At 40.3% G+C, this 23,352-nt stretch carries 19 protein-coding genes; 9 read left to right on the top strand and 10 right to left on the bottom strand.

Annotation, left to right across the window (positions count from 1 at the left end):
• The first annotated feature begins 99 nt into the window (after positions 1 to 99).
• Positions 100 to 339 (top strand): sulfurtransferase TusA, encoded by a 240-nt coding sequence (gene tusA / locus L3V38_RS19645; protein ID WP_054554785.1) that lies wholly within the window; start codon positions 100 to 102, stop codon positions 337 to 339.
• A gap of 67 nt (positions 340 to 406) precedes the next feature.
• Here tusA and L3V38_RS19640 read toward each other — a convergent pair whose 3' ends face one another.
• The 8 genes from L3V38_RS19640 to dnaA all read right to left on the bottom strand — a co-directional run bounded on the left by L3V38_RS19640 (position 407) and on the right by dnaA (position 10,994).
• Complete coding sequence (locus L3V38_RS19640) at positions 407 to 1,237, bottom strand: DUF5677 domain-containing protein (RefSeq protein WP_237120478.1); 831 nt, start codon at positions 1,235 to 1,237, stop codon at positions 407 to 409.
• 69 nt (positions 1,238 to 1,306) lie between these two features.
• On the bottom strand, positions 1,307 to 1,756 hold the full coding sequence (locus L3V38_RS19635) for a hypothetical protein (RefSeq protein WP_130149243.1): 450 nt from the start codon (positions 1,754 to 1,756) through the stop codon (positions 1,307 to 1,309).
• 61 nt (positions 1,757 to 1,817) lie between these two features.
• Positions 1,818 to 3,887: a glycine--tRNA ligase subunit beta gene (glyS, locus tag L3V38_RS19630; protein ID WP_237120477.1), complete on the bottom strand. Its 2,070-nt coding sequence runs from the start codon at positions 3,885 to 3,887 to the stop codon at positions 1,818 to 1,820.
• A gap of 8 nt (positions 3,888 to 3,895) precedes the next feature.
• Entirely contained in the window at positions 3,896 to 4,795 is a 900-nt protein-coding gene (gene glyQ / locus L3V38_RS19625) for a glycine--tRNA ligase subunit alpha (protein ID WP_237120476.1), read from the bottom strand.
• Positions 4,796 to 4,936: 141 nt separating this feature from the next.
• Positions 4,937 to 7,363, bottom strand: a complete 2,427-nt coding sequence (gene gyrB, locus L3V38_RS19620; protein WP_237120475.1) for a DNA topoisomerase (ATP-hydrolyzing) subunit B — start codon at positions 7,361 to 7,363, stop codon at positions 4,937 to 4,939.
• Positions 7,364 to 7,375: 12 nt separating this feature from the next.
• Complete coding sequence (gene recF / locus L3V38_RS19615) at positions 7,376 to 8,470, bottom strand: DNA replication/repair protein RecF (RefSeq protein WP_054563761.1); 1,095 nt, start codon at positions 8,468 to 8,470, stop codon at positions 7,376 to 7,378.
• Between the two features lie 6 nt (positions 8,471 to 8,476).
• Entirely contained in the window at positions 8,477 to 9,580 is a 1,104-nt protein-coding gene (dnaN, locus tag L3V38_RS19610) for a DNA polymerase III subunit beta (RefSeq protein WP_130149247.1), read from the bottom strand.
• A gap of 13 nt (positions 9,581 to 9,593) precedes the next feature.
• Positions 9,594 to 10,994 (bottom strand): chromosomal replication initiator protein DnaA, encoded by a 1,401-nt coding sequence (gene dnaA / locus L3V38_RS19605; RefSeq protein WP_237120474.1) that lies wholly within the window; start codon positions 10,992 to 10,994, stop codon positions 9,594 to 9,596.
• A gap of 505 nt (positions 10,995 to 11,499) precedes the next feature.
• Between dnaA and rpmH the strand changes: the two genes are divergently transcribed.
• The 4 genes from rpmH to yidC all read left to right on the top strand — a co-directional run bounded on the left by rpmH (position 11,500) and on the right by yidC (position 14,105).
• On the top strand, positions 11,500 to 11,634 hold the full coding sequence (gene rpmH / locus L3V38_RS19600) for a 50S ribosomal protein L34 (protein ID WP_045980711.1): 135 nt from the start codon (positions 11,500 to 11,502) through the stop codon (positions 11,632 to 11,634).
• A 7-nt stretch (positions 11,635 to 11,641) separates the two neighbouring features.
• Positions 11,642 to 12,064, top strand: a complete 423-nt coding sequence (rnpA, locus tag L3V38_RS19595; protein WP_058583673.1) for a ribonuclease P protein component — start codon at positions 11,642 to 11,644, stop codon at positions 12,062 to 12,064.
• Positions 12,065 to 12,192: 128 nt separating this feature from the next.
• Positions 12,193 to 12,465: a membrane protein insertion efficiency factor YidD gene (yidD, locus tag L3V38_RS19590; RefSeq protein WP_054563758.1), complete on the top strand. Its 273-nt coding sequence runs from the start codon at positions 12,193 to 12,195 to the stop codon at positions 12,463 to 12,465.
• An 8-nt stretch (positions 12,466 to 12,473) separates the two neighbouring features.
• Positions 12,474 to 14,105 carry a membrane protein insertase YidC gene (gene yidC, locus L3V38_RS19585; protein WP_237120473.1) on the top strand — a complete coding sequence of 544 codons (1,632 nt, stop codon included), beginning with the start codon at positions 12,474 to 12,476 and terminating at the stop codon, positions 14,103 to 14,105.
• Between the two features lie 56 nt (positions 14,106 to 14,161).
• On the opposite strand, the gene L3V38_RS19580 is transcribed toward yidC, so the two are convergent.
• Positions 14,162 to 15,367 carry a PepSY-associated TM helix domain-containing protein gene (locus L3V38_RS19580; RefSeq protein ID WP_237120472.1) on the bottom strand — a complete coding sequence of 402 codons (1,206 nt, stop codon included), beginning with the start codon at positions 15,365 to 15,367 and terminating at the stop codon, positions 14,162 to 14,164.
• A gap of 9 nt (positions 15,368 to 15,376) precedes the next feature.
• On the bottom strand, positions 15,377 to 17,524 hold the full coding sequence (locus tag L3V38_RS19575; RefSeq protein ID WP_237120470.1) for a TonB-dependent siderophore receptor: 2,148 nt from the start codon (positions 17,522 to 17,524) through the stop codon (positions 15,377 to 15,379).
• A 208-nt stretch (positions 17,525 to 17,732) separates the two neighbouring features.
• Here L3V38_RS19575 and mnmE point away from each other — a divergent pair, with 208 nt between their 5' ends.
• The 4 genes from mnmE (at position 17,733) to mnmG (ending at position 23,340) form a co-directional block, all read left to right on the top strand.
• Positions 17,733 to 19,097, top strand: a complete 1,365-nt coding sequence (gene mnmE, locus L3V38_RS19570) for a tRNA uridine-5-carboxymethylaminomethyl(34) synthesis GTPase MnmE (protein WP_237120469.1) — start codon at positions 17,733 to 17,735, stop codon at positions 19,095 to 19,097.
• Between the two features lie 146 nt (positions 19,098 to 19,243).
• Positions 19,244 to 19,984: an isocitrate lyase/phosphoenolpyruvate mutase family protein gene (locus L3V38_RS19565; protein WP_237120467.1), complete on the top strand. Its 741-nt coding sequence runs from the start codon at positions 19,244 to 19,246 to the stop codon at positions 19,982 to 19,984.
• Positions 19,985 to 20,571: 587 nt separating this feature from the next.
• Positions 20,572 to 21,021 (top strand): FMN-binding protein MioC, encoded by a 450-nt coding sequence (gene mioC / locus L3V38_RS19560; RefSeq protein ID WP_237120465.1) that lies wholly within the window; start codon positions 20,572 to 20,574, stop codon positions 21,019 to 21,021.
• A gap of 429 nt (positions 21,022 to 21,450) precedes the next feature.
• On the top strand, positions 21,451 to 23,340 hold the full coding sequence (gene mnmG / locus L3V38_RS19555; protein ID WP_130149255.1) for a tRNA uridine-5-carboxymethylaminomethyl(34) synthesis enzyme MnmG: 1,890 nt from the start codon (positions 21,451 to 21,453) through the stop codon (positions 23,338 to 23,340).
• Positions 23,341 to 23,352: the final 12 nt, after the last annotated feature.

The following is a 23,352-nucleotide window of genomic DNA, read 5'->3' as shown; positions in this document are numbered from 1 at the left end:
GCCTTTTTTATTTGCTTTGCTTTCGGTTATTGAAACTGGCGGCAATAGAAAGTTAAAATAGCCGCCTATTAATCGTCTCTTTCACCTAAAAGGTCAGCCATGAGTTTTGATAATCCCGATCACCAATTAGATGCACTTGGCCTACGTTGTCCAGAACCTGTCATGATGGTACGTGGCGCAGTACGTAAAATGAAAGATGGCGAAACCTTACTTATCATCGCCGATGACCCATCAACCACCCGCGATATCCCAAGCTTTTGTACTTTTATGGATCACACGCTAGTGGCTAAAGATGTTGAGCAAGCACCGTATCGATACTTAGTGAAGAAAGGGTTATAACGAGCTATCAGCTATCAGCTATCAGCTATCAGCTATCAGCTATCAGCTATCAGCTATCAGCTACAAGCTAACAAGGCTGATTGATATCATATTTATTTAACAGTCTATAAGTTTCATTCAAACTAGTTTTGACTTCTACATTTTCATTCAAGTTGAACAGTAAAGCTTGGTTTAATTTTGCAAGCAGGAATGACATCAAGAAATACAGCATTTCTGTATTTACTCTCTTTTTTATACCATTTTCATCTTCAGCCAATTGAGCATATGAATCATAGCCAGAATGTGAAAAGCCACATAAATATGAATATTGCATTTTAAAGAATTTAGGTAATGATGTTTCTTCCAATCTACTAGTTATGGATCTTGCTTGCCAGCCTTTCTCAATAATTTTATTTATATGAGCTTTGCTCTTACCTAATTCAGCCCCTTTAGATTCAATCACCTTTTTTAAATTCTTCATTGCAATCGCTTCTTTGCTTATTTTTTTCCTCACTTCATCACTTGAAATATCATTATGATTTAGTTTTTGTCGACTTTTCAAACCAGAGTATTTAAATACTGTAAACCTGAATTCCTTTTCTCTTAAATTTTCATTTCCCTGAAACCAATATAGCGAAGTAAGTGTTACATATATCTCTAAGGCACTTCTCAGTAACACCTTTGCTGAAGAATGATCTACTTGGTCACTATTTTCGATAGCTTCAAAGTAAGTTCCATTCAAAATAACTGATGCACTATTACAATGATTTAAAAGTTTCTTTATAGATAGGTATAGTAATCGACCTTCTTCTGAGTTTTGATAATAAAAACGATAGGTCTCTTGAAATAAAAGAGCAGCTTCTTTTAGGATGTTTTGAAACTCATTTTTAGTTATATATTCAATCTCCATATAGTTCATTTGACCTCCTTGTCACCTATCTTAAAATAAACTTCATTCAGCTTAAAACTGACAGCTGAAAGCTTAAAGCTATTTCTTCGTTACTGTCACTTTTGGCTTATTACTATTGCGGTAATCAAAGCTCACTACATACACGCCTTTTGTAGCTGGTTTAAAACTAAAGTAGTTGTAAATAGTATTACAATCGGCGATGGCAGCCTGACCTAATAATAGTGCTTGTCCTGCGGGGTCCATGTCACTGTAACCACAGTTATAGCCTTGACTAAAGTTAGCATCAGCTACTTTAAATTCATAGACTTTCCCTGGTGTTGAGAACGTTACTTCTGCTTGGAAGATACCTGATGCAACTTGCTCAAGTATATATTGTGGTTCAGCATCCCATAACGTAAAGTCGCCACGCAAGTACATGGTACGATCTAAGTCTTTGCTGGGCAGCATGTCGTCGATGCTTGGCATTTGTATTTGGCTCGTACAGGCTGTTAATAAACCTGCTAATGCTAAAGTAATTACACGTTTCATTACTGTTCCTTATGCTACTAAAAAGCCAGCACAAAGCTGGCTTTTATTAATTGGCTACTACTTACTTCTGAAGTACAGAAATATCAGCAATATCTAAAAACAGACGGCTTAACTGACTTAATAATGCTAAACGGTTTTGTTTAACCGCTTCATCATCTGCCATTACCATGACGTTATCGAAGAAGTTATCAACACTCTCACGGATACCCGCAAGTTGTGACAATGCTTCTTGATAATCGCCATTTGCATATAGAGGTGCAAGCTCAGTTGCAAACTTAGCAACGTGTGACGCTAATACTTTTTCTGCATCATCGCTTAATAGGCTCTCATTTACATCACCTTGCGTTGTGATGTCATTCTTAGCCAAGATGTTGCTTACACGTTTATTTGCTGCTGCAAGCGCTTCTGCTGCGTCTAGTGTACGGAAGTGACTTACCGCTTTAACACGACGGTCGAAGTCAACTGGTTTAGTTGGACGACGTGCTAGCACAGCTTGAATGACATCAACTTCAATACCTTCATCTTGATACCATGCGCGGAAACGGCCTAGCATAAACTCAAACACATCTGTTGATACGTTTAGGTTTGTTAGCTTTTCACCGAATAGCGTTTGTGACTTAGCAACAAGGTCTAAGATATCTAGCGGTAATGATTTTTCTACCATGATGCGTAATGCACCAATGGCAGCACGGCGAAGTGCAAATGGGTCTTTGTCGCCTTTTGGCGCTTGACCAATACCAAAAATACCCACCAGCGTATCAAACTTATCAGCAATTGCTACAGCACAGCTGATCACATTTGTTGGTAAGTTATCGCCCGCAAAGCGTGGCATATATTGTTCGTTTTGCGCAAGCGCTACTTCTTCGGCTTCACCGTCGTGACGAGCGTAATGCATACCCATTACACCTTGTACGTCAGTAAACTCCATAACCATTTCGGTCATTAAGTCTGTTTTACTTAATAAACCTGCTCGCTTAGCAAGCTCGGCATCGGCACCTAATTGCTCTGCAATGTAACCTGCAAGTTCACTAATACGCTCAGATTTATCTTTCAGCGTACCAAGTTGCTTTTGGAATAAAACAGTATCTAGCGATTCTAGGCGACTCTCTAGCGTTTTCTTCTTATCCGTTTCGTAGAAGAACTGTGCATCAGCTAAACGAGGGCGAACAACTTTTTCGTTACCGGCAATGACCACACTTGGATCTTTACTTTCGATATTAGAAACAAACAGGAACTTGTTAAGTAAGTTGCCATCTTGGTCTAATAACGGGAAGTACTTCTGGTCGTCCTTCATGGTATAGATTAGGGCTTCTGAAGGAACATCTAAGAATGCTTCTTCGAATGTTGCTGTCAGTGTTACTGGCCATTCTACCAACGATGTTACTTCTTCAAGTAAGTCTTCATCCATCGCTACTTTTGCATTTACAGCGCTAGCTGCTGCTTCAATCTGTTCGCGAATTTGTGCTTTACGCGCTTCGAAGTCAGCGACAACGTAAGCAGATTTCAGCACATCAAACACATCATCAGCGTGGTTGATTGCGACTTTTTCTGGATGATGGAAACGGTGACCTTGTAATTGGTTGCCAACTTGCTTACCAAGGATTTCACCTTCGATTAGCGTGCTACCAAACAAAATAGTTGCAGTGTGCACTGGGCGAATAAATTGTGTTTTATTTGCACCCCAACGCATTGGTTTAGGGATAGGTAATTTAGCAAGTGCTTTGTTTACAGCATCACTCATAAGCGATGTCGTTGCTTGACCTTCAACCTGTGCTTTATGTAATAACCAAGCGCCTTTATCTGTTTCTAGTGTTTGCGCATCGCTTACATCGATACCACAACCACGAGCCCAACCCATTGCTGCTTTAGTTGGATTACCATCGGCATCAAACGCTGCTGCAACTGCAGGGCCGCGCTTTTCTACAACCTTGTCACTTTGCTTAGCTTCAAGTGCAGTAACACGTAACCCTAAGCGACGAGGTGATGCGTACCAGTTAACGCCTTGATGATTTAACTCTAAGCTTGCAAGCTCAGCTGCTAAGTTCTCAGCAAACGACTCAGCAAGTTTACGAAGTGCTTTCGGTGGCAACTCTTCAGTGCCAATTTCTACTAATAAATTTTCTGCTGACATGCTAATTCTTAATCCTTACAAAGCGGGAAACCAAGAGCTTCACGGGCATCATAGTAACTTTGCGCACATGCTTTTGATAAAGCACGAACACGTAAGATATAACGTTGACGTTCTGTTACTGAGATAGCGTGACGAGCGTCTAATAAATTAAACGCATGTGATGCTTTCATTACTTGCTCATAAGCGGGTAATGATAAGCCTGCTTCAATTAGCTTTTCGCTTTCTTTTTCACAATGATCAAACTGTGCAAATAAGAACTCAACATCCGCTTGTTCGAAGTTATAAGCTGACTGCTCTACTTCATTTTGATGGAATACATCACCGTATGTCACACGACCCATAGGACCGTCTGCCCATACTAGGTCATAGATACTATCTACGCCCTGAATATACATTGCTAAACGCTCAAGACCATAAGTGATTTCACCGGTTACTGGTGAGCACTCTAATCCACCAACTTGTTGGAAGTAAGTGAACTGAGTTACTTCCATGCCGTTTAACCAGATCTCCCAACCTAGACCCCAAGCACCTAATGTAGGTGACTCCCAGTTGTCTTCTACAAAGCGAACTTCATCAGTTAGTGTATCGATACCAACAGCAGCTAATGAGCCTAAATACAGCTCCTGGATGTTTTCTGGTGATGGCTTTAATACTACTTGGAATTGGTAGTAGTGCTGTAAACGGTTCGGGTTTTCACCATAACGACCATCAGTTGGACGGCGGCATGGTTGAACATACGCGCTCGACATTGGCTCAGGGCCAATTGACTTTAAGAAAGTTAACGGATGAAATGTCCCTGCTCCCACTTCCATATCGAGTGGTTGAGCAATCACACAGCCTTGCTGTGCCCAATAGTCCTGTAAAGCCAGGATCAAACCTTGGAAGGTTTTAACGTCATATTTTTGCATATTTGGCTTATAGTATCTGGTGCGTTTAGTCTGAAAATTGCTCTCAGTATACCTTGTGTGCAGAAAGGTTTTAAGCAGTTTGTGCTTTTTCAGCAATAAAAAAAGGAGCCTGTAGGCTCCTTTTTAATTCTTAATTTAGCGTTATACGTCTAGGTTAACTACACGTAGCGCATTCGTTTCGATGAAGTCACGACGCGGCTCAACTTGGTCACCCATTAGAGTCGCGAACAATTGGTCTGCAGCTACGGCATCTTCAATTGTTACTTTCAACATGCGACGTGCATCTGGGTCCATGGTGGTTTCCCAAAGCTGATCTGGGTTCATCTCACCAAGTCCTTTATAACGTTGAATATAAAGACCACGCTTCGATTCATTGATCAACCACTCTAATGCATCCACAAAGTTATCAACAGCTAAGGTCTTTTCACCACGTTGAACATATGCGCCTTCTTCAAGTAAGTTAGCAATGTTTACGCCTGTCGCTGCAATGCGTTTGTAGTCACGAGATGTGATGAAGTCATGGTTTAGTACATGTGCTTTATCCACACCATGCTGGCGAATATTCACAACAGGATAATACATGTTGCGCTCAGTATCGTGCTCAGTGCCGGCGTGGAAGATAGTTGCATCTTCATCACGTGCAATTAAGTCGTCAACAAGGATGTTAGTCCACTCTTTAACTTTTGCTTCATCTGCTAAATCAGCTTCGGTAATTTCGCTTTGATAAATTAAACGTTCCATAACCGAATTTGGATATTTACGTTTTAAGCGCTCAATCACTTTAACTGTATTTTGATAGTCGTGAACAATTCTTTCTAATTCTCCACCTTCAAGTGCAGATGCACCTTCGCTTGTATAAAGTGCAGCATTGTTTAATGCTAATGATGTTAAGTAATCAACAAGCGCTGGGTCATCTTTAATGTAGCGTTCTTGCTTACCTTTTTTCACTTTATAAAGTGGCGGTTGTGCAATATAAATAAAGCCTTTCTCCACAATCTCTGGCATTTGACGATAGAAGAAAGTCAGTAGTAAAGTACGAATGTGAGAGCCATCCACGTCCGCATCGGTCATGATAATGATACGATGATAACGTAGTTTTTCTGGGTCATATTCATCACGACCAATGCCACACCCTAATGCTGTAATGAGAGTTGCGACTTCTTGAGAAGAAAGCATCTTATCAAAGCGTGCTTTTTCTACGTTAAGAATCTTACCTTTAAGTGGCAAGATAGCTTGGTTTTTACGGTTACGACCCTGCTTAGCTGAACCACCTGCAGAGTCACCCTCCACTATGTATAGTTCAGAAAGTGCTGGATCTTTTTCTTGGCAGTCTGCCAATTTACCTGGTAAACCAGCTAAATCCATTGCACCTTTACGGCGTGTCATTTCACGAGCTTTACGCGCTGCTTCACGAGCTCGTGCTGCATCAATAATTTTGCCAACAACTGTTTTCGCATCAACAGGGTTTTCTAATAAGAACTCTGTTAGTTTTTCTGCCATTGCTTGTTCTACAGCAGACTTAACTTCACTTGATACTAGTTTGTCTTTAGTTTGCGATGAGAACTTAGGATCAGGAACTTTAACACTTACAACCGCAGTTAAGCCTTCACGCGCATCATCGCCCGTCGCATTGCTTGTTGTTTTTGCTTTTTTGTTAAAGCCTTCTTTTTCCATGTAGTTATTTAGCGTACGCGTTAATGCCGCTCTAAAGCCAGCTAAGTGCGTACCACCATCACGTTGTGGAATGTTGTTTGTGAAACAGTAAATGCTCTCTTGGAAACCATCGTTCCACTGCATTGAAACTTCTACACTAATACCGTCTTCTTCACGCTCATGGGTAAAGTGGAAAACACTTTTATGTACAGGTGTTTTGTTACGGTTTAGATATTCTACGAATGCTTGGATACCACCGTCATATTTGAAGTGGTCATTCTTAGATTCTTCACGCTCATCAGTAAGAATGATACTTACACCTGAGTTCAAGAACGAAAGCTCACGTAGACGCTTAGCTAAAATATCGTAGTGAAAGTTAAGGTCAGTGAATGTTTCACCACTTGGCCAGAAACGTAGTTCAGTACCTGTGTCTGTTGCATCACCAATTACAGCTAATGGCGCATCTGGTACACCCATAGTATAAGTTTGTTGATGTACTTTACCTTCACGGCGAATTGTTAGTTGAAGCTTTTCAGAAAGAGCGTTTACTACCGAAACACCTACGCCGTGTAAGCCGCCCGATACTTTATATGAGTTATCATCGAACTTACCACCAGCATGAAGTACTGTCATGATAACTTCAGCCGCTGACACTCCCTCTTCTTCGTGAATAGATGTAGGAATACCACGACCGTTATCTCTTACAGAGACTGAACCGTCTAAGTGAATCGTTACAAAAATATCATCACAATGACCAGCTAAGGCTTCATCGATAGAGTTATCAACAACCTCAAACACCATGTGGTGAAGGCCTGTACCGTCATCGGTATCCCCTATATACATTCCTGGACGCTTTCTTACAGCGTCTAATCCTTTAAGTACTTTAATACTCGACGAATCGTAATTCTCAGACATGGTTAATCCCACTTATCTTGTTATTAGGTTGCCATGTTTCACGTGGAACATTTTTAGTTCTCGTTGCATGGGTTCCACCACAGCAGAAATACTTTCAGATAAAATTGATGAGATAAAAAGTTGCGAATCGCAATGAGTCAAAAGCTGACCCACTTTTTCTTTTGTATCTTCACCTAATTCTGAAGGTAAGTCATCTATTAGCAATATAGATTGCTTATCTGTTTCTGACTCAATTAAGCTATTTTGCGTTACTTTTAACGCATAAAGCAAGAGCTTCAATTGACCACGAGAAAATGTATTTTCTACACTGTTACCAGAAACACTAAAACTAAAATCAGCTTTATGCGGACCTTTACTTGTGAAACCTTGTTTGGCATCACGTTCAAAGCTTTGCTCAAGCGCCTCTGAGAGCGTTTCACTCTCTTTCCAGCCCGCATGAAAGTTAATTTCTAAATCGCTTACAAGCGTTAATTCTGCACACATTTTATCAAAAAACTGCTGCTTAAACCTACTTATATACGCGATTCTTAAATTATTTATTTGTTCAGCTAGTCTAACAAATTCTTTGTCCCAAAACTTGATCTGTTCGAAATAATCTCTAGGTTTACTTTTCAATAAAGCATTACGCTGTTTAAGCACTTTATTAAAGGATTGCCATAAATAAAAAAAGTCATGTTCCACGTGGAACAATCCTAAATCGAGAAATTTTCTGCGCTCTTTTGGGCCACCAAAAAACAATGAATAGCTTTCTGGAGTAATAACTTGCACAGGTACTAGCTGGGCTAACTCAGAAATTTTACGGCTCGTTTTACCCTGAATCTTTAAAGATGTTTCACCCGCTTGGTTTTTACTTATACCAATCGGAATAGACAAATCATGCAGCGCTTTGCGACCATGAATCACAAACTTGTCTTGTTGATGCTGAATAATATTTTTATGTTTGGCGGTACGAAATGATTTACCATGAGAAAGGAAATATATCGCCTCAAGGAGGCTGGTTTTTCCGCTGCCATTCTCGCCATAAATTATATTAATTCCATTTACTGGCTCAAGTGTCAGCGCCTCAATATTACGAAAATTATTGAGGCTTAAATGACTTAAACTCATACAAGCTTATAGGCGCATCGGCATAACAACGTACATAGCTTCTTCGTCGCCCGCACCTTCAATTAGCGCACTGCTATTAGAGTCTGCAAGCGTAAACGTTACATCTTCGGTTTTTAATGTATTCAGCACATCAAGTACGTAAGAAACGTTAAAGCCAATTTCAAGTTCGCCGCCTTGGTACATTACTTCAACTACCTCTTCAGCTTGTTCTTGCTCAGGGTTATTTGCCGTAATTTTCAATAAACCTTCAGACAGATTTAGTCGTACTCCACGGAACTTTTCATTCGATAAAATAGACACACGTTGGAAAGCACTACGTAACCACTCTCTGTTAGCAGTAATGACTTTGTCACCTCCACGAGGAAGTACACGGCGATAATCAGGGAAACGACCATCAACCAGTTTACTGGTAAACGTAAATTCAGTATCAATAATACGAATATGGTTAGCACCAAATTGAATGGTTACTAGCTCATCATCAGCCACCATTAGGCGCATAATTTCTTGCACACCTTTACGTGGAATAATTAACTGACGCTGCGTATTTAAAGATTGTGGTAATTGTTTTTGTGCAATCGCCAAACGGTGACCATCTGTCGCCACTGTCTTAATATCTGTGTTATCAACCTCAAATGACATACCGTTCAAGTAATAACGGACGTCTTGATTCGCCATAGAAAAATGCGTGCTTTCTAAAAGCTTACGCAGCTCTAAACGTGTTAGTTGAAATTCAACTTCACCATCCCACTGCTCAAGATTCGGAAAATCTTCAGCAGCCAACGTTGTTAAAGAAAAACGGCTTTTACCACTTGTTAGTAGTAACTGATGATCTTGGCTACTTAACGTAAGGTCAGAGCCATCGGGTAAACTTTTACAAATATCGAGTAATTTTTTAGCTGGTAAAGTTAGCTTGGTATCTGCCGTATCTTCACCAACAAAAACACTGGCCACTAACTCAATTTCAAGGTCTGTGCCTGTCATTGAAAGTTGCCCGTTTTCAACAACTAACAAAACGTTCGATAAAATTGGTAAGGTGTGCTTACGCTCAATCGCACCTGACACTTGAACTAAAGGTTTTAAAAATTGCTCTCTTGATATTGTTATTTGCATAATAAAGTCGGCCTTAAGATGACAAGGTTCTTATTAAGTTTTGATAATCTTCTTTCACTTCGTGGCTTTCATCACGTAGTGATTTAACTTTACGACAAGCGTGTAATACAGTTGTGTGATCACGACCACCAAATGCATCACCTATTTCAGGTAAACTATGATTTGTTAGCTCTTTTGACAATGCCATCGCCACTTGGCGTGGTCTTGCGACTGAACGGCTACGACGTTTAGATAGTAAATCTGACACACGAATACGGTAATACTCAGCAACAGTACGTTGAATATTATCTATCGTTACCAGTTTATCTTGCAGCGCAAGTAAGTCACGTAGCGCTTCTTTTACAAAGTCGATTGAAATTGGACGACCAGTAAAATTTGCATTAGCAATAACGCGGTTTAACGCCCCTTCTAATTCACGCACATTTGAGCGTAACTTTTTCGCGATAAAAAAGGCAACTTCGTGAGGTAAATTTATTTTACTTTGCTGCGCTTTTTTCATCAAAATAGCAACGCGCGTTTCAAGTTCTGGCGGCTCAATAGCAATTGTTAAGCCCCAACCAAAACGTGATTTAAGGCGATCTTCAACCCCTTCGATCTCTTTTGGATAGCGGTCTGAAGTTAATATAATCTGTTGATTTCCTTCAAGTAAAGCGTTGAAGGTATGAAAGAACTCTTCTTGTGAGCGTTCTTTATTAGCGAAAAATTGAATATCATCGATCATCAATGCATCAACACTTCGGTAATAACGTTTAAATTCTTCGATGGCATTATTTTGTAGCGCTTTAACCATGTCTTGCACAAATCGCTCTGAGTGCATATAAACAATTTTCGCGTCTGGCTTATTAGCCATAATACCGTTACCAACAGCATGCAATAAATGCGTTTTACCTAAGCCAGTACCACCATATATAAATACAGGGTTAAATGCTGAACCTGGGTTATCTGCAACTTGAGTCGCTGCAGCTTTTGCTAATTGGTTTGATTTACCTTCAACGAAGCTATCAAAGGTGTAATTTTCTTTAATGTTTGATTTATAGCCTGATTTAGGAGCAGGCTCTACTGCTTTTTTCTCAGGCTTTGGCTGTTGTTTTTCAGTTGTGTGTTGTGCATTCACTGGCGCACTTACTTCAGCAGCAGCGGGCATCGTTGCCGCTTGGGCATTTAGAATAGGCTTACTACCAACATCAAAACGAAGTTCAGGTGCTTCATCGCCACAAATTTCAACAAGCAATTCATTAATACGGTTTAAATATTTTTCTCTCACCCAATCTAATACAAAACGATTTGGTGCATATATAGTTAACGTATCTTCGGTACTTTCTGCTTGAAGTGGTCTTACCCACATACTGAATTGCTGCGACGGCAATTCATCTTGCAATACATATAAACAACTTTGCCAAACCGACAGATACACTATTAAACTCCTAGAGATTTAATTTTATTCCCGTTCATCTTAAATGATGGAAAATCAAACATTTATTGCTAATCTTTGACCGATTTTATCGACCCAGACCGACTATTATGAAGGCACTTTATCCACAAGTACAAGATTGATTTTTCTGAAAAATATGATCTCGCGCAAAAAAACAAGTAACACCATGATTTATAGAGTATTTATTTTTTAAGCCTGAACACTGATCATAGCAAATTTGCAGGCGGATCGCGATCGAAATCTACGATCTAATTTACTTTTCCCAAGCTTTTATTCACTTTTTATACAGAGGCTGTGGAAAACTTCTTATTTATGATGATCCTATATGATCAAGGTAAAGGATCCTTTATAATTACTACCTCTGCAGCGTTTTAATGATTGACTTTTGTGGTCTTCATCTATAATATCTCGCGCTCGCAATGGCACCTGTGCCAGGATCGCGACCTGCATAGGATGTTTTAACCTTAACCGATCGGATGGAATTGTTATGAAAAGAACTTTTCAACCTAGCGTTTTAAAACGCAAACGTACACACGGTTTCCGTGCTCGTATGGCATCAGCAAATGGCCGTAAAGTATTAGCTCGTCGTCGTGCTAAAGGCCGTAAAGTACTTTCTGCTTAATATATAAGTGGAAGACTTTAGCTTCAGCAGGGAGTTACGTTTGTTAACTCCCTCGCATTACTCCCGCATTTTTAATGAACCAGCACGCGCTGCGACTCCTTTCTTTACTTTATTAGCCAAACGCAATGACCAAACTAATCCTCGATTAGGTCTTACGGTTGCAAAAAAACGCGTTAAAAAAGCCTGTCAACGTAATCGAATTAAACGCCTTGCTCGCGAAAGTTTCCGTTTAAATCAACATAAACTCGATAACATTGATATAGTGCTCATGGTTAAAAGCGGTATTGATGAGCAGTCAAACGAAGAGCTAACCAAACAATTGAATAAATTGTGGCGAAAAATTAATGAACGCTGCAAGCCAGGTGCTCCAAAACCACCTCCTTTTAAAAAACGCCCCAATAAATCGGCTAAATCTAATAAACAAGCCTGATAGCAATAGAATTACAGGCTTAATTAGGGTATCTTTAGCTCACCTTTTAATCATGCATTTAAAATTCTACATTGGGAATTTAAATTCATGGTATCCATTGACTAAATTAACGCAGGGGCTGACACATCATGAGGTTACTTAAACCACTTGTTGCTATTCCAAAGCGCTGTTTAGTCATGCTTATACGTGGCTATCAAAAGTGGATAAGCCCGTTATTAGGCCCGCATTGTCGTTTTAACCCAACCTGCTCAAGTTATGCTATTCAAGCAATTAATTTGCATGGAAGTGTAAAAGGCAGTTGGTTAGCTGTTAAACGCATATTAAAATGCCACCCTTTACATGCTGGTGGGGATGATCCCGTACCGGCAAAAAATCATATTAACCACCAACACGAGAAATAAGAGCTGTTATGGAATCGCAACGCACGTTTTTATTAATCGGCTTGATGCTTGTGTCGTTTTTATTATTCCAAGAATGGAATAACGACTACAATGCACCAAAAGCTGATCCAAGTGCCACAACACAAACACAAGGCGCAACAACACCAGAATCAGATGAGTTTATTCCGGCATCATCTGACGGTGAAGTACCTGCAGTTACAACAGCAAAGCGCTCAGTTATTGATGTAACAACTGATGTGTTTACTGTAAAAATTGACACCCGCGGTGGTGACATTATTGAAGCAGACCTACTTCAATATGAAGAGACAAAAGGTAGTGATACTCCTTACATGCTCCTAGGTGTGTTTGACGGTAAACAATACTTCTCACAAAGTGGCTTGATAGGTTTAAATGGCCCCGACGCAACAGTCAAAGGCCGCCCTGTTTATAAAACCACACAAAAAGCATTTACATTAAATGGTGATGAGCTGCGTGTTCCACTTGAATTTACTGACAGTAAAGGTGTGACATTTACTAAAACCTATATATTCAAAAAAGGCGACTACGCTGTAGGTCTAGAGTACACAGTAAACAACGTAACAGCAGATCCTATTCAAGTTCAGCTATACACGCAAGTTAAGCGTACTGTACAAGAAAAAGGTAGCTTAGTAGATCAAAACTACTTAGGGGCAGCTTACGGTACTGAAGAAGAGCCATACGAAAAGTATAGCTTCTCAGACATGGCTGATAAAAACCTCAACATCACCACATCTGGCGGTTATATCGCATTTATCCAACATTACTTCGTAAGTGCATGGGTGCCAAAGCAAGATCAACAAAATACCCTTTACAGCAAACTAGTTGCTGGTAATGCAGCCATTATTGGTACTAAAGGTGAAGCGGTAAACGTTCAGGCAGGCACACAAACTACTCTTTCTTCTACTTACTACATGGGCCCGAAAGAGTCTGATGTACTAGAAGCAATTCACCCAGACTTAGACCTCACAGTAGACTATGGTTGGTTATGGTTTATCTCACAACCATTATTCGTATTACTGAAGTGGTTACACAGCATCTTAGGTAACTGGGGTCTGGCAATCATTGCAATTACGGTTATCGTTAAAACTGCAATGTACCCACTGACAAAAGCGCAATATACGTCAATGGCGAAGATGCGCGCATTACAACCTAAAATGGCTGCACTAAAAGAGAAGTATGGCGATGATCGTCAAAAATTCGGTCAAGCTATGATGGAAATGTATAAGAAAGAAAAAGTGAACCCTATGGGTGGCTGTTTCCCTCTTTTACTGCAAATGCCTATTTTCTTAGCATTATTCTACGTATTCCTAGAATCAACTGAGCTACGCCATGCTGAATTCGTTTTATGGTTAAATGACTTATCAGCAATGGACCCATACTATGTATTACCAATTCTATTTGGTTTAAGTATGTTCGTTACTCAGAAGCTGCAACCTATGACAGTTCAAGATCCTATGCAGCAAAAAATGATGACCTTTATGCCTGTAATATTCTCAATTTTCTTCTTGTGGTTCCCATCTGGCCTAGTACTTTACTGGTTAGTATCGAACCTTATCTCAATCGCACAGATGCTAATCATCTACCGCGGTATGGAGAAAAAAGGTATTAAGGTAAGAGGCTAAACTCTTAACTCAATAAAAAAGGCGCTAACTGCGCCTTTTTTAATGCCTGAAAATGGCTAACCCAGAATAGGAGAATAAACCTGATTGGGTACACTGCGCTCAGTAAAGCTCAAACTTGTTGTGAGTAGCGAAGCAACCACCAAACCGATTGCAATCACCCCAGATAAACCAAGCCACTTTATAGCCGTTGTTTTACGCTTAACCCTAAGCCAACTCATATAGATACCAGCAGCACTTACAAAGCTCATCAATGCACCAAATAACCCCCAAATAAGCTTAGTACCAATTCCTGCAAAGTTGCCAAAATGTAGTGGATCAGCGGTATCGATGATTCTTGCGACAATAGGTAATTGTTCCCCTTTTTGTATGCCAAGAACTTCACCGGAGCTTGGCTCCAAATACACACGATTAGCACGTAAACGAAGTAAAATATCATCGTTATATCCACGCACTTCAATAGGCTGATCCGCTTTATTAGGATAGCGGATATAGCGAATATCAAGGCTCGGAAACGCCTGCTTAGCTGCCTCATATGCTGCAGTTAAACTAATTGGCGATAGATGCTTTTCAATACGTTGTTTTTTAAAGTCACTTACCGCTTGTGGTAAAGAAACTGTGTGCGGCACTTTAGCGGTTTGCAGCCCATGTTCGACTAAATACCAAATCCCAGTAATGGCCATCACCGCAATAAACCATAAACTCCAAAGTCCAAACAGTTTGTGCCAATCAGCCCAACTACTGCGCTTATCAAGGCAAAGCGCAGCAGGCTTTTTCATAAAGCCTTGCCACCAGCGCCGATACACATAAAAACTCGAGACCAATAAAATAACGAGTAACACACTCAAACTGGTGACGATTAATTTACCCGTCCAGCCCATCGACAAGTTCATATGCCAGTTACGTAAAAACCGCGATATCCGCGCCCACTCTCCTTCACCGAGTAAGGTGCCAGTAGCGGCATCTAAATAAACAAAACGAAATGAATCACCGGCTTTAAGGGCCGCCTCAGTGGCAAGGTAATCTTGTTTATGGCGTTGTATATAGAGTATCTGAGCTTGCGGATAATGCTTATTAAGGGTGTTTTCGATAGCTGAGTAGTTAGTAGAGGCAGAAGAACTTAAAGCACGGTATTTTGCGTCTGTTAAGTACTCGAGTTCATGGCTTAACGTAGCGAGTGTGCCCGATACGCAAGTAACAAAAAGCAGGGCTCCAACAAAGAGCCCTGACCAAGAATGTAAGTTAAACCAACTTTTAGCGTTCACACGCCACCATTAAAAGCTATATTTAGCACTTAAATAGACACGGCGCGGTTCACCAGGAAAGTGCCCTGTTCGCTCGATAAAGCCGCTGCTTGCGTATTCTTTATCAAACACGTTCTTAACTGATAGCTGCCATTGCCAGTTATCAACCCTTGTTTGCCACGCCATGTTGTAAACAGTGTAAGGTTTAACGTGTTGGCCACCTAAACTAAGCTGTTCATCAACATAATCTAGGCCAGCAGAAATAGATGATGATAAGCGAGGTAGCTCATAGCGTGTCCATATACCTAGGGTATTTTGCGGCGCGTTAGCAAATTTATCGCTATCAGGAATTTGGTTACTAATGCTGTCGTTGGCTTTAGTAATACGGGTATCATTATAAGCGTAGCTTGCAGTAACTACCCAGCGCTCAGTGATGTCACCAACCACCTCAAGTTCAAAACCCTTACTTTGTACTTCACCAACGGCAACTAAGTCATCAACGCCGTCACCTGCAACATCACCTAATAAGCTAGGCTGTAGGATGTTTTCGCGGACAATATCGTACACAGCCATATTAACAGCAAGCGTATCTGCTAATAGCTTGGTTCTTAAACCTAACTCGTTAATACGGCTAGTCTCTGGCGAGAATGGGCCGCCTTTAGCTGATTCCTGATTACTGGCACTTTGCGGTACAAAGCCAGTACCATGTAACGCATAAGGGAAGAACATATTGTTAATGTTATAGCTAGTACCAATACGGTAAGTGAGGTCGCTATCAGAAAACTCTGTTTGATTTAACAGATCTTTATCTTCAAAACGGTCATACCTTAAACCAGCTGTCACGCTCCAATTAGCTGTGATATCTAGTTGATCTTGCAAGTAGGCACCAAAGCGGGTGCTATTCGTTTTGCCAAGCCTTGGTGTAATACTATCAAGGTTATAATCAGCAGCAGAGGTTAAACCATACTCAGGGTTATTAAGATCAAGTCCTGGTACTGGGCCACCTTTACTTTGTTGCGTAGCTGTACGGTAAACGCTTTCAAAATCATGTTCATACCAATCACTACCAAACAACACTTGATGCTGCATGTCTGCAACTATAAATTCTGCAATCGCATTAGCTGTTAAGCTAAAACCTTCGTTCTCACGTACTTGATCACGAAACTCACGGTGGCTCCAATCAACAATACCGTCGTCATCTGTATCTACGAGGCCTCTTGGTTCATGGTAGTTTTGCACTTCTTTGTTATCAAAATAACGTGCTGTAACATCTGTGCGCCAAACATCATTAAACTCATGTTTTAAAGTAGCCTGATAAACATGGGCTTCAACATTTTGAAAGTCTGTCGCCTCGTTATGGTTCCAGCTAATATCAGTTAGAAAACTGCCATTATCATCAGCAGGAACACCACGTAAACGTGCCCCACCCAACTCTTGCTCTATATAGGTATACTGAGTGGTCAATTCGGTTGCACTATTTATAAGCCACGTATAACCAAGATCAACAATGGTATTATCGCTGCTAGTATTTGCACGAAATGGTTTTTCAGTATCACGGTAAAGACCAACACGATAAGCATGGTTATCAAGTGACTCACTTAAAGTCCCCGTGCTTTCTAATGCACCACTGAAGAAGTCATCATTCCCCACTTCCACTTCAATACTGTGCTCACTGGTGAATTTAGGCTTCTTAGTTACATAGTTAATAATACCGCCCGGATTCCCACTGCCGTATATAGCACCAGCAGGTCCTTTTAACACCGCAACTTGTTCTATATTAAATAATTGCGGTACAGCAAAGCCATTGAAAGGATCGCCCTTCACACCATCGTATAAAATCTCATCTTGGCGAAAGCCACGGAATGTCACGCCCGAATAACTAAAAGCATTAACACCAGCAATATTGCTATAAAGGTCGGTAATTTGGCGAGCAGCCTGATCACTGATCAGCTCCTGCGGTAAAATTTGAATTGACTGAGGAATTTTCTCCAAAGGTGTATTGGTACGAGTAGCAAAGCTTGATTCAGTTGGGCGATATAAAGAGAACGCACGGCCAACAACTTCTATTTTTTCGAGTTCTTTAGAATCATTTTGATCAGAAGTAGTCACTTCATTTTGAGCATGGGCAACGCCCGAAAAACCAGCAGCAAGTGCAATAAAAACAGCAGAAAGACGCATAATAAAAACAATAAGATTTAGAATGCGAAACATGGTAATGAATATAATTATCATTTGCAATGGGCATTTATTATTAATTAAAGCTAAATAAAGTATTACTTACATCAGACTTTTGCTACTTCATTACTCAAACAGCTATTCGCATGAAATTAAGCCATAGGTTACAATAGAGCCAGCATTCATTCTTTTATTGGCATTATTTCATCGCATGATTAATCAAGACACAATTGCAGCACAAGCGACCGCACCAGGTCGTGGTGGGGTTGGTATTATTCGCGTCTCTGGCAGCTTAGCTAAAACAGTGGCAGAACAGATTATTGGCCGTTGTCCTAAAACACGTTACGCAGACTATGTACCATTTAAAAGCTTGAACGGTGAACAGCTTGACCAAGGTATTGCTATCTACTTCCAAGGGCCAAATTCATTTACCGGCGAAGACGTACTAGAACTACAAGGTCACGGCGGCCCTGTCGTTTTAGATATGCTATTAAAAGAAATTAGCCAAATTGACGGTGTACGTTTAGCAAAACCAGGTGAGTTCTCTGAGCGCGCATTTATGAATGACAAGCTAGATTTAACTCAAGCAGAAGCAATTGCTGACCTTATCAATGCAACCAGTGAACAGGCAGCAAAAAGCGCCCTCCAATCACTGCAAGGTGAATTCTCTAAACATATTGAAACGCTGGTGGAGAAAGTCATTCACCTACGTATGTATGTTGAAGCCGCAATTGATTTTCCAGATGAAGAAATCGACTTTTTATCAGACGGTAAAGTATCCGCAGATCTCAATGCCATTATTGATCAATTAGAGAATGTTACTCAGCAAGCTAAACAAGGTAGCATCATGCGTGAAGGTATGCGTGTTGTTATTGCTGGTCGCCCTAACGCTGGTAAATCAAGCCTACTTAATGCGTTAGCTGGCCGTGATGCTGCTATCGTTACCGAAATAGCCGGTACAACACGTGACGTATTACGCGAACATATCCACATTGATGGTATGCCACTACATATTATTGATACCGCTGGCCTACGTGAAAGCCCAGATAAAGTAGAGCAAATTGGTATTGAACGCGCATGGGAAGAGATCAATCAAGCCGATCGCGTACTATTTATGTTAGACGGCACAGATACATCAGCCACCGACCCTCATGATATCTGGCCGGAGTTTATGGCCAAGTTACCAGAGGGTATGGGTGTGACTGTGATCCGAAATAAAGCCGATATTTCCGGTGAAAATGTCGGTATGGATGAACATGATCAATATCCAGTGATCCGCTTAAGTGCTAAAAATGCAGAAGGTATAGAGTTAGTTCGTACTCACTTAAAGGCATGTATTGGTTTCCAAGGTGCCACAGAAGGTGGATTCATGGCACGCCGTCGTCACCTAGATGCACTCGATCACGCAGCCTATCATTTAAACACAGGTAAAGAGCAATTAGAGATGCATATTGCTGGTGAGATCCTCGCTGAAGAGTTACGTCTAACTCAACAGTTCTTAAATGAGATAACGGGTGAATTTACCTCTGATGACCTACTAGGGAAAATCTTTAGTTCGTTCTGTATCGGTAAATAATTTCCGGACATCAATATTTATAAAAAGAGTCTTTCGACTCTTTTTTTGTTTTTAATCCAGCAATCAATTATCGGTTCAGGGCCGAAATCAGCCAGTAATTAATTTCATATCAATTAGTCTAGCGATGTTTTTAAACGGAGGACATCATGGACAAATATCAACTCTTTCATCAATTACACCACCAGCAAAGAGGCTTTGTACTCGCTAATGCGTGGGATCTTAGTTCAGCACAATTCATCCAAGCTGCGGGAGCTAAAGCTGTAGCAACAACCAGCTGGGGGATTGCTGCCAGTTTGGGTTTAGCTGATGGTGAGAACATCTCTTTTCAAACTCAGTTAGCGCTGGTTAAAAGCTTGACCAAACACCTTCATATTCCGCTCTCTGTCGATATAGAGTCAGGCTACAGTAATAATCCGCTGCAAATTAGCCAAAACGTTTTAGCGTTAGCAAGTTTAGGAGTTGTAGGCATCAACATAGAGGACTCAGACAAAGACACTAACGCACTGAGATCTATCGAACAGCAATGCACTATTATTAGTGAGATAAAGAAAGTACTTAACGAAAATGGCTTCGGTCGTTTATTTATAAACGCCAGAACCGATACCTACTTTCTAAGTGAATCCCCTTTTCAAGCAACATTAGAGCGCGCAAAAGCGTATCAAGATGCAGGAGCAGATGGTCTGTTTGTACCCGGTCTCACTAACATAGAGCAAATAACCAGCTTAGCAAACGCGATAGATATTCCACTAAATGTGATGGCAATGAATAATTTTAACTCAGCAAAAGCCGCTTTTGCTGGTGGCGCAAAACGTTTTTCATTGGGTAATTCTCTCTATGATCTAGTTGGGAATACGATAAAAACCAGTTTAACTCAGATCGAAAACTAACTTAGCGAGCTAAAAAATTAGATCAAAACAGCTTTTAAGATCGAATTTAGCTAAAAATGTTATCCACATTTGGGGGTTTTTTAGATCTAAAGGCTGATTTGATCATAAAAAAAACGCAGAAATTTAAATTTATTTGTCATCAACAGCCATTTTTCACCGTTAATTTTCTTTAAAATAGCCTTTATAGGCACTTATTTAGCATTTTTTCGATCTATTTTATTGATCGCATATTGCAAACCGATCGTTATCAACAAGCGATCTATCCACAAAACGATCATGACCCGAACTTTACCTTGATCTAAAAATAAAAGCGCTTACACACAATTAAAGATCAACAACTTAGCAAAGTTATACACTTTCCAATATTTAGCTTGATCAGAACTTTCCCCAAATTTATTAACAGCTTGATCAAAGGGTTTAATTTATTATGATATTTAAAAAACCATTAAAAACAGTACTTTAAAATTATTATTAAATTAAAGCCTGTATTTTGAGCTTAAAAACTTATTCAGATCGTAATTCAACGCTTTACTCACACCCTAACTTCGTTATCATGTGGCCACTTATTTAATTACATGATCAAACACATGCAATCAGTAAATATCATTGTTGGCAGCCAAATGGGATCTGCTGAATACGTAGCAGAGCAACTAGCAGAAGCCCTTGAACAACAAGGGATCCAAGTGCAGCTTTATGAACAGCCTGTGTTTGATGATATTGATCAGCAAGATACTATTTGGTTGATGTGTACATCGACATATGGTGCGGGAGACTACCCTGAGAACCTACTGCCATTTGTTGAATCTATTAACCAACAAGCTGATCTTAAAGGATTAAACTACAGTGTGATCGGTCTAGGTGACACCAGTTACGACACCTATAACTATGCTGGCCGTAATCTTGATGAGTTATTAGCGAGTAAAGGCGCAAGCCGCGTCGCAAAACGCTTAGAGCTCAATATTCTTGATGAAGCATTGCCAGAAGACACGGCATTAGCCTGGTTACCAAGCTGGATCGAATCAGTAGGACTCAGTTAAGCCGATCGGTGTTGATCGTTGTTATAAAAGTTACCCACAATTTACTGATAATTTAGATCGGATTGTGGATAAGCACTGATCTAACTGCGATTTTAAGCTAATTTATCCCTTGGATAAGATCCAATCGATATTGCCCTGTGAATAAATAGCCCTTTTGATCAAAGCTTGTACGCTGGAAGATCCGATCATATTAACACCTTTAGATCTGCTTTAAGATCATGTTTTAAAAAGCAAAGCAGACATTATCAACAGATCTGCTGAGTACTAATAGTAAAAACAACAAAAGATCTCTTTAAAAGATCCTTTATATTATTAGAGATCACCCACTTAGATCTTGAGCACTGTTTAATCATTTATCTTCTCTAAATTTCTAGGTAGAATACGCTCCCTTTACAAAGTTTTGCTGGTCGATTAAGTAGGATCCCATAAATGATTTTTCACGAACGTTTTGATGTTATTGTTGTAGGTGGTGGACATGCAGGTACTGAAGCTGCATTAGCATCTGCTCGCATGGGCATGAATACCCTATTGCTAACTCATAATATGGATACCCTTGGTCAAATGTCTTGTAACCCGGCAATAGGCGGCATTGGTAAAGGCCATTTAGTTAAAGAGATCGATGCACTTGGTGGTGCTATGGCTCAGGCTATCGATAAAGGCGGTATTCAATTTCGTACTTTAAACTCATCTAAAGGCCCTGCTGTACGTGCTACACGTGCACAAGCAGACCGTGCTTTGTATAAAGCGGCTATTCAACATACATTACAACATCAAGAAAATTTAAAGATCTTCCAACAATCATGTGATGATCTGATTGTTGAAGGCGATCGAGTAGTCGGTGTTGTAACGCAAATGGGTCTTCGTTTTAGCGCGCCTTCAGTTGTACTTACAGTGGGCACTTTCTTAGGTGGCCAGATCCATATTGGTTTAGAGAATTACAAAGGCGGTCGTGCTGGCGATCCACCTTCAATTGCTCTTGCACAGCGTTTACGTGAATTACCATTCCGTGTTGATCGCTTAAAAACAGGCACGCCACCTCGTATTGATGCGCGTACTGTTGATTTTAGCAAGATGCAAGAACAGCCTGGTGATACCCCTACTCCTGTATTCTCGTTTATGGGTAAACAATCGGATCACCCACAGCAGATCCCGTGTTACATCACTTATACAAATGAAAAAACACATGATGTGATCCGCAATAACCTGCATCGCTCACCTATGTACTCAGGTGTTATCGAAGGTATTGGTCCACGTTACTGTCCTTCAATTGAAGATAAGATTGTACGTTTTGCTGATAAAGACAAACATCAAATCTTTGTTGAACCAGAAGGCTTAACATCATACGAATTATATCCAAATGGTATCTCAACGAGTTTACCGTTTGATGTGCAACTTGAAATTGTGCAATCAATCACTGGTTTTGAAAATGCACATATTTGTCGCCCTGGTTATGCTATTGAATATGACTTCTTTGATCCACGCGACTTAAAGCAATCATTAGAAACGAAATTTATTAATGGTTTATTCTTCGCAGGACAAATTAATGGTACAACCGGTTACGAAGAAGCAGGCGCGCAAGGTTTAATTGCGGGTATGAACGCGGCATTACAAGTACAAGGTAAAGAGTCTTGGACACCTCGTCGTGATGAAGCATACACAGGTGTACTAATTGATGACCTAGCAACATTAGGTACTAAAGAACCGTACCGTATGTTTACTAGCCGTGCTGAATACCGTTTATTACTTCGTGAAGATAATGCCGACATTCGTTTAACAGCTAAAGGCCGTGAACTTGGCTTAGTTGACGATGCTCGTTGGGCTGCCTTTAACGAAAAAATGGAAATCATCGAAAAAGAAACGCAACGCTTAAAAGAAACGTGGATCCATAAAGATCATGTTGCTGTAGAACAAGTAAATGCGTTACTTAAGACTCCATTGACGCGTGAGGCAAGCCTTGAAGATCTGATCCGTCGTCCTGAAATTCGTTATAACGACCTAATGGCAATTGATGGCTTAGGCTCAGAGTTTGATAATCAAGCTGCACTTGAGCAAGTTGAAATTCATACTAAGTACGCAGGCTATATTGCTCGTCAACAAGATGAGATCAATAAACAATTGCGTCATGAACAAACTGTATTACCAAAAGACTTTGATTATTCAACTGTTTCTGGTTTATCAAATGAGGTTATTGCAAAGCTTACTGATAGTCGTCCAGACACAATTGGTCAAGCGTCACGTATTTCAGGTATCACCCCTGCTGCTATTTCGCTATTATTAGTTTATCTGAAGAAGCAAGGCTTACTGCGCAAGACTGCGTAGTCGGTGAGGAAT

The sequence above is a fragment of the Pseudoalteromonas sp. L1 genome (genome assembly GCF_021728095.1).
Taxonomy (GTDB): Bacteria; Pseudomonadota; Gammaproteobacteria; order Enterobacterales; family Alteromonadaceae; genus Pseudoalteromonas.
This window is presented reverse-complemented; position numbering and strand designations above follow the sequence as displayed.

Excerpts from the sequence above, each read along its gene's own strand:
- tusA (WP_054554785.1), top strand. The coding sequence starts at position 100 with ATGAGTTTTGATAATCCCGATCACCAATTAGATGCACTTGGCCTACGT.
- L3V38_RS19640 (WP_237120478.1), bottom strand. The coding sequence starts at position 1,237 with ATGAACTATATGGAGATTGAATATATAACTAAAAATGAGTTTCAAAAC.
- L3V38_RS19635 (WP_130149243.1), bottom strand. The coding sequence starts at position 1,756 with ATGAAACGTGTAATTACTTTAGCATTAGCAGGTTTATTAACAGCCTGT.
- glyS (WP_237120477.1), bottom strand. The coding sequence starts at position 3,887 with ATGTCAGCAGAAAATTTATTAGTAGAAATTGGCACTGAAGAGTTGCCA.
- glyQ (WP_237120476.1), bottom strand. The coding sequence starts at position 4,795 with ATGCAAAAATATGACGTTAAAACCTTCCAAGGTTTGATCCTGGCTTTA.
- gyrB (WP_237120475.1), bottom strand. The coding sequence starts at position 7,363 with ATGTCTGAGAATTACGATTCGTCGAGTATTAAAGTACTTAAAGGATTA.
- recF (WP_054563761.1), bottom strand. The coding sequence starts at position 8,470 with ATGAGTTTAAGTCATTTAAGCCTCAATAATTTTCGTAATATTGAGGCG.
- dnaN (WP_130149247.1), bottom strand. The coding sequence starts at position 9,580 with ATGCAAATAACAATATCAAGAGAGCAATTTTTAAAACCTTTAGTTCAA.
- rpmH (WP_045980711.1), top strand. The coding sequence starts at position 11,500 with ATGAAAAGAACTTTTCAACCTAGCGTTTTAAAACGCAAACGTACACAC.
- yidD (WP_054563758.1), top strand. The coding sequence starts at position 12,193 with ATGAGGTTACTTAAACCACTTGTTGCTATTCCAAAGCGCTGTTTAGTC.
- yidC (WP_237120473.1), top strand. The coding sequence starts at position 12,474 with ATGGAATCGCAACGCACGTTTTTATTAATCGGCTTGATGCTTGTGTCG.
- L3V38_RS19575 (WP_237120470.1), bottom strand. The coding sequence starts at position 17,524 with ATGCGTCTTTCTGCTGTTTTTATTGCACTTGCTGCTGGTTTTTCGGGC.
- mnmE (WP_237120469.1), top strand. The coding sequence starts at position 17,733 with ATGATTAATCAAGACACAATTGCAGCACAAGCGACCGCACCAGGTCGT.
- L3V38_RS19565 (WP_237120467.1), top strand. The coding sequence starts at position 19,244 with ATGGACAAATATCAACTCTTTCATCAATTACACCACCAGCAAAGAGGC.
- mioC (WP_237120465.1), top strand. The coding sequence starts at position 20,572 with ATGCAATCAGTAAATATCATTGTTGGCAGCCAAATGGGATCTGCTGAA.
- mnmG (WP_130149255.1), top strand. The coding sequence starts at position 21,451 with ATGATTTTTCACGAACGTTTTGATGTTATTGTTGTAGGTGGTGGACAT.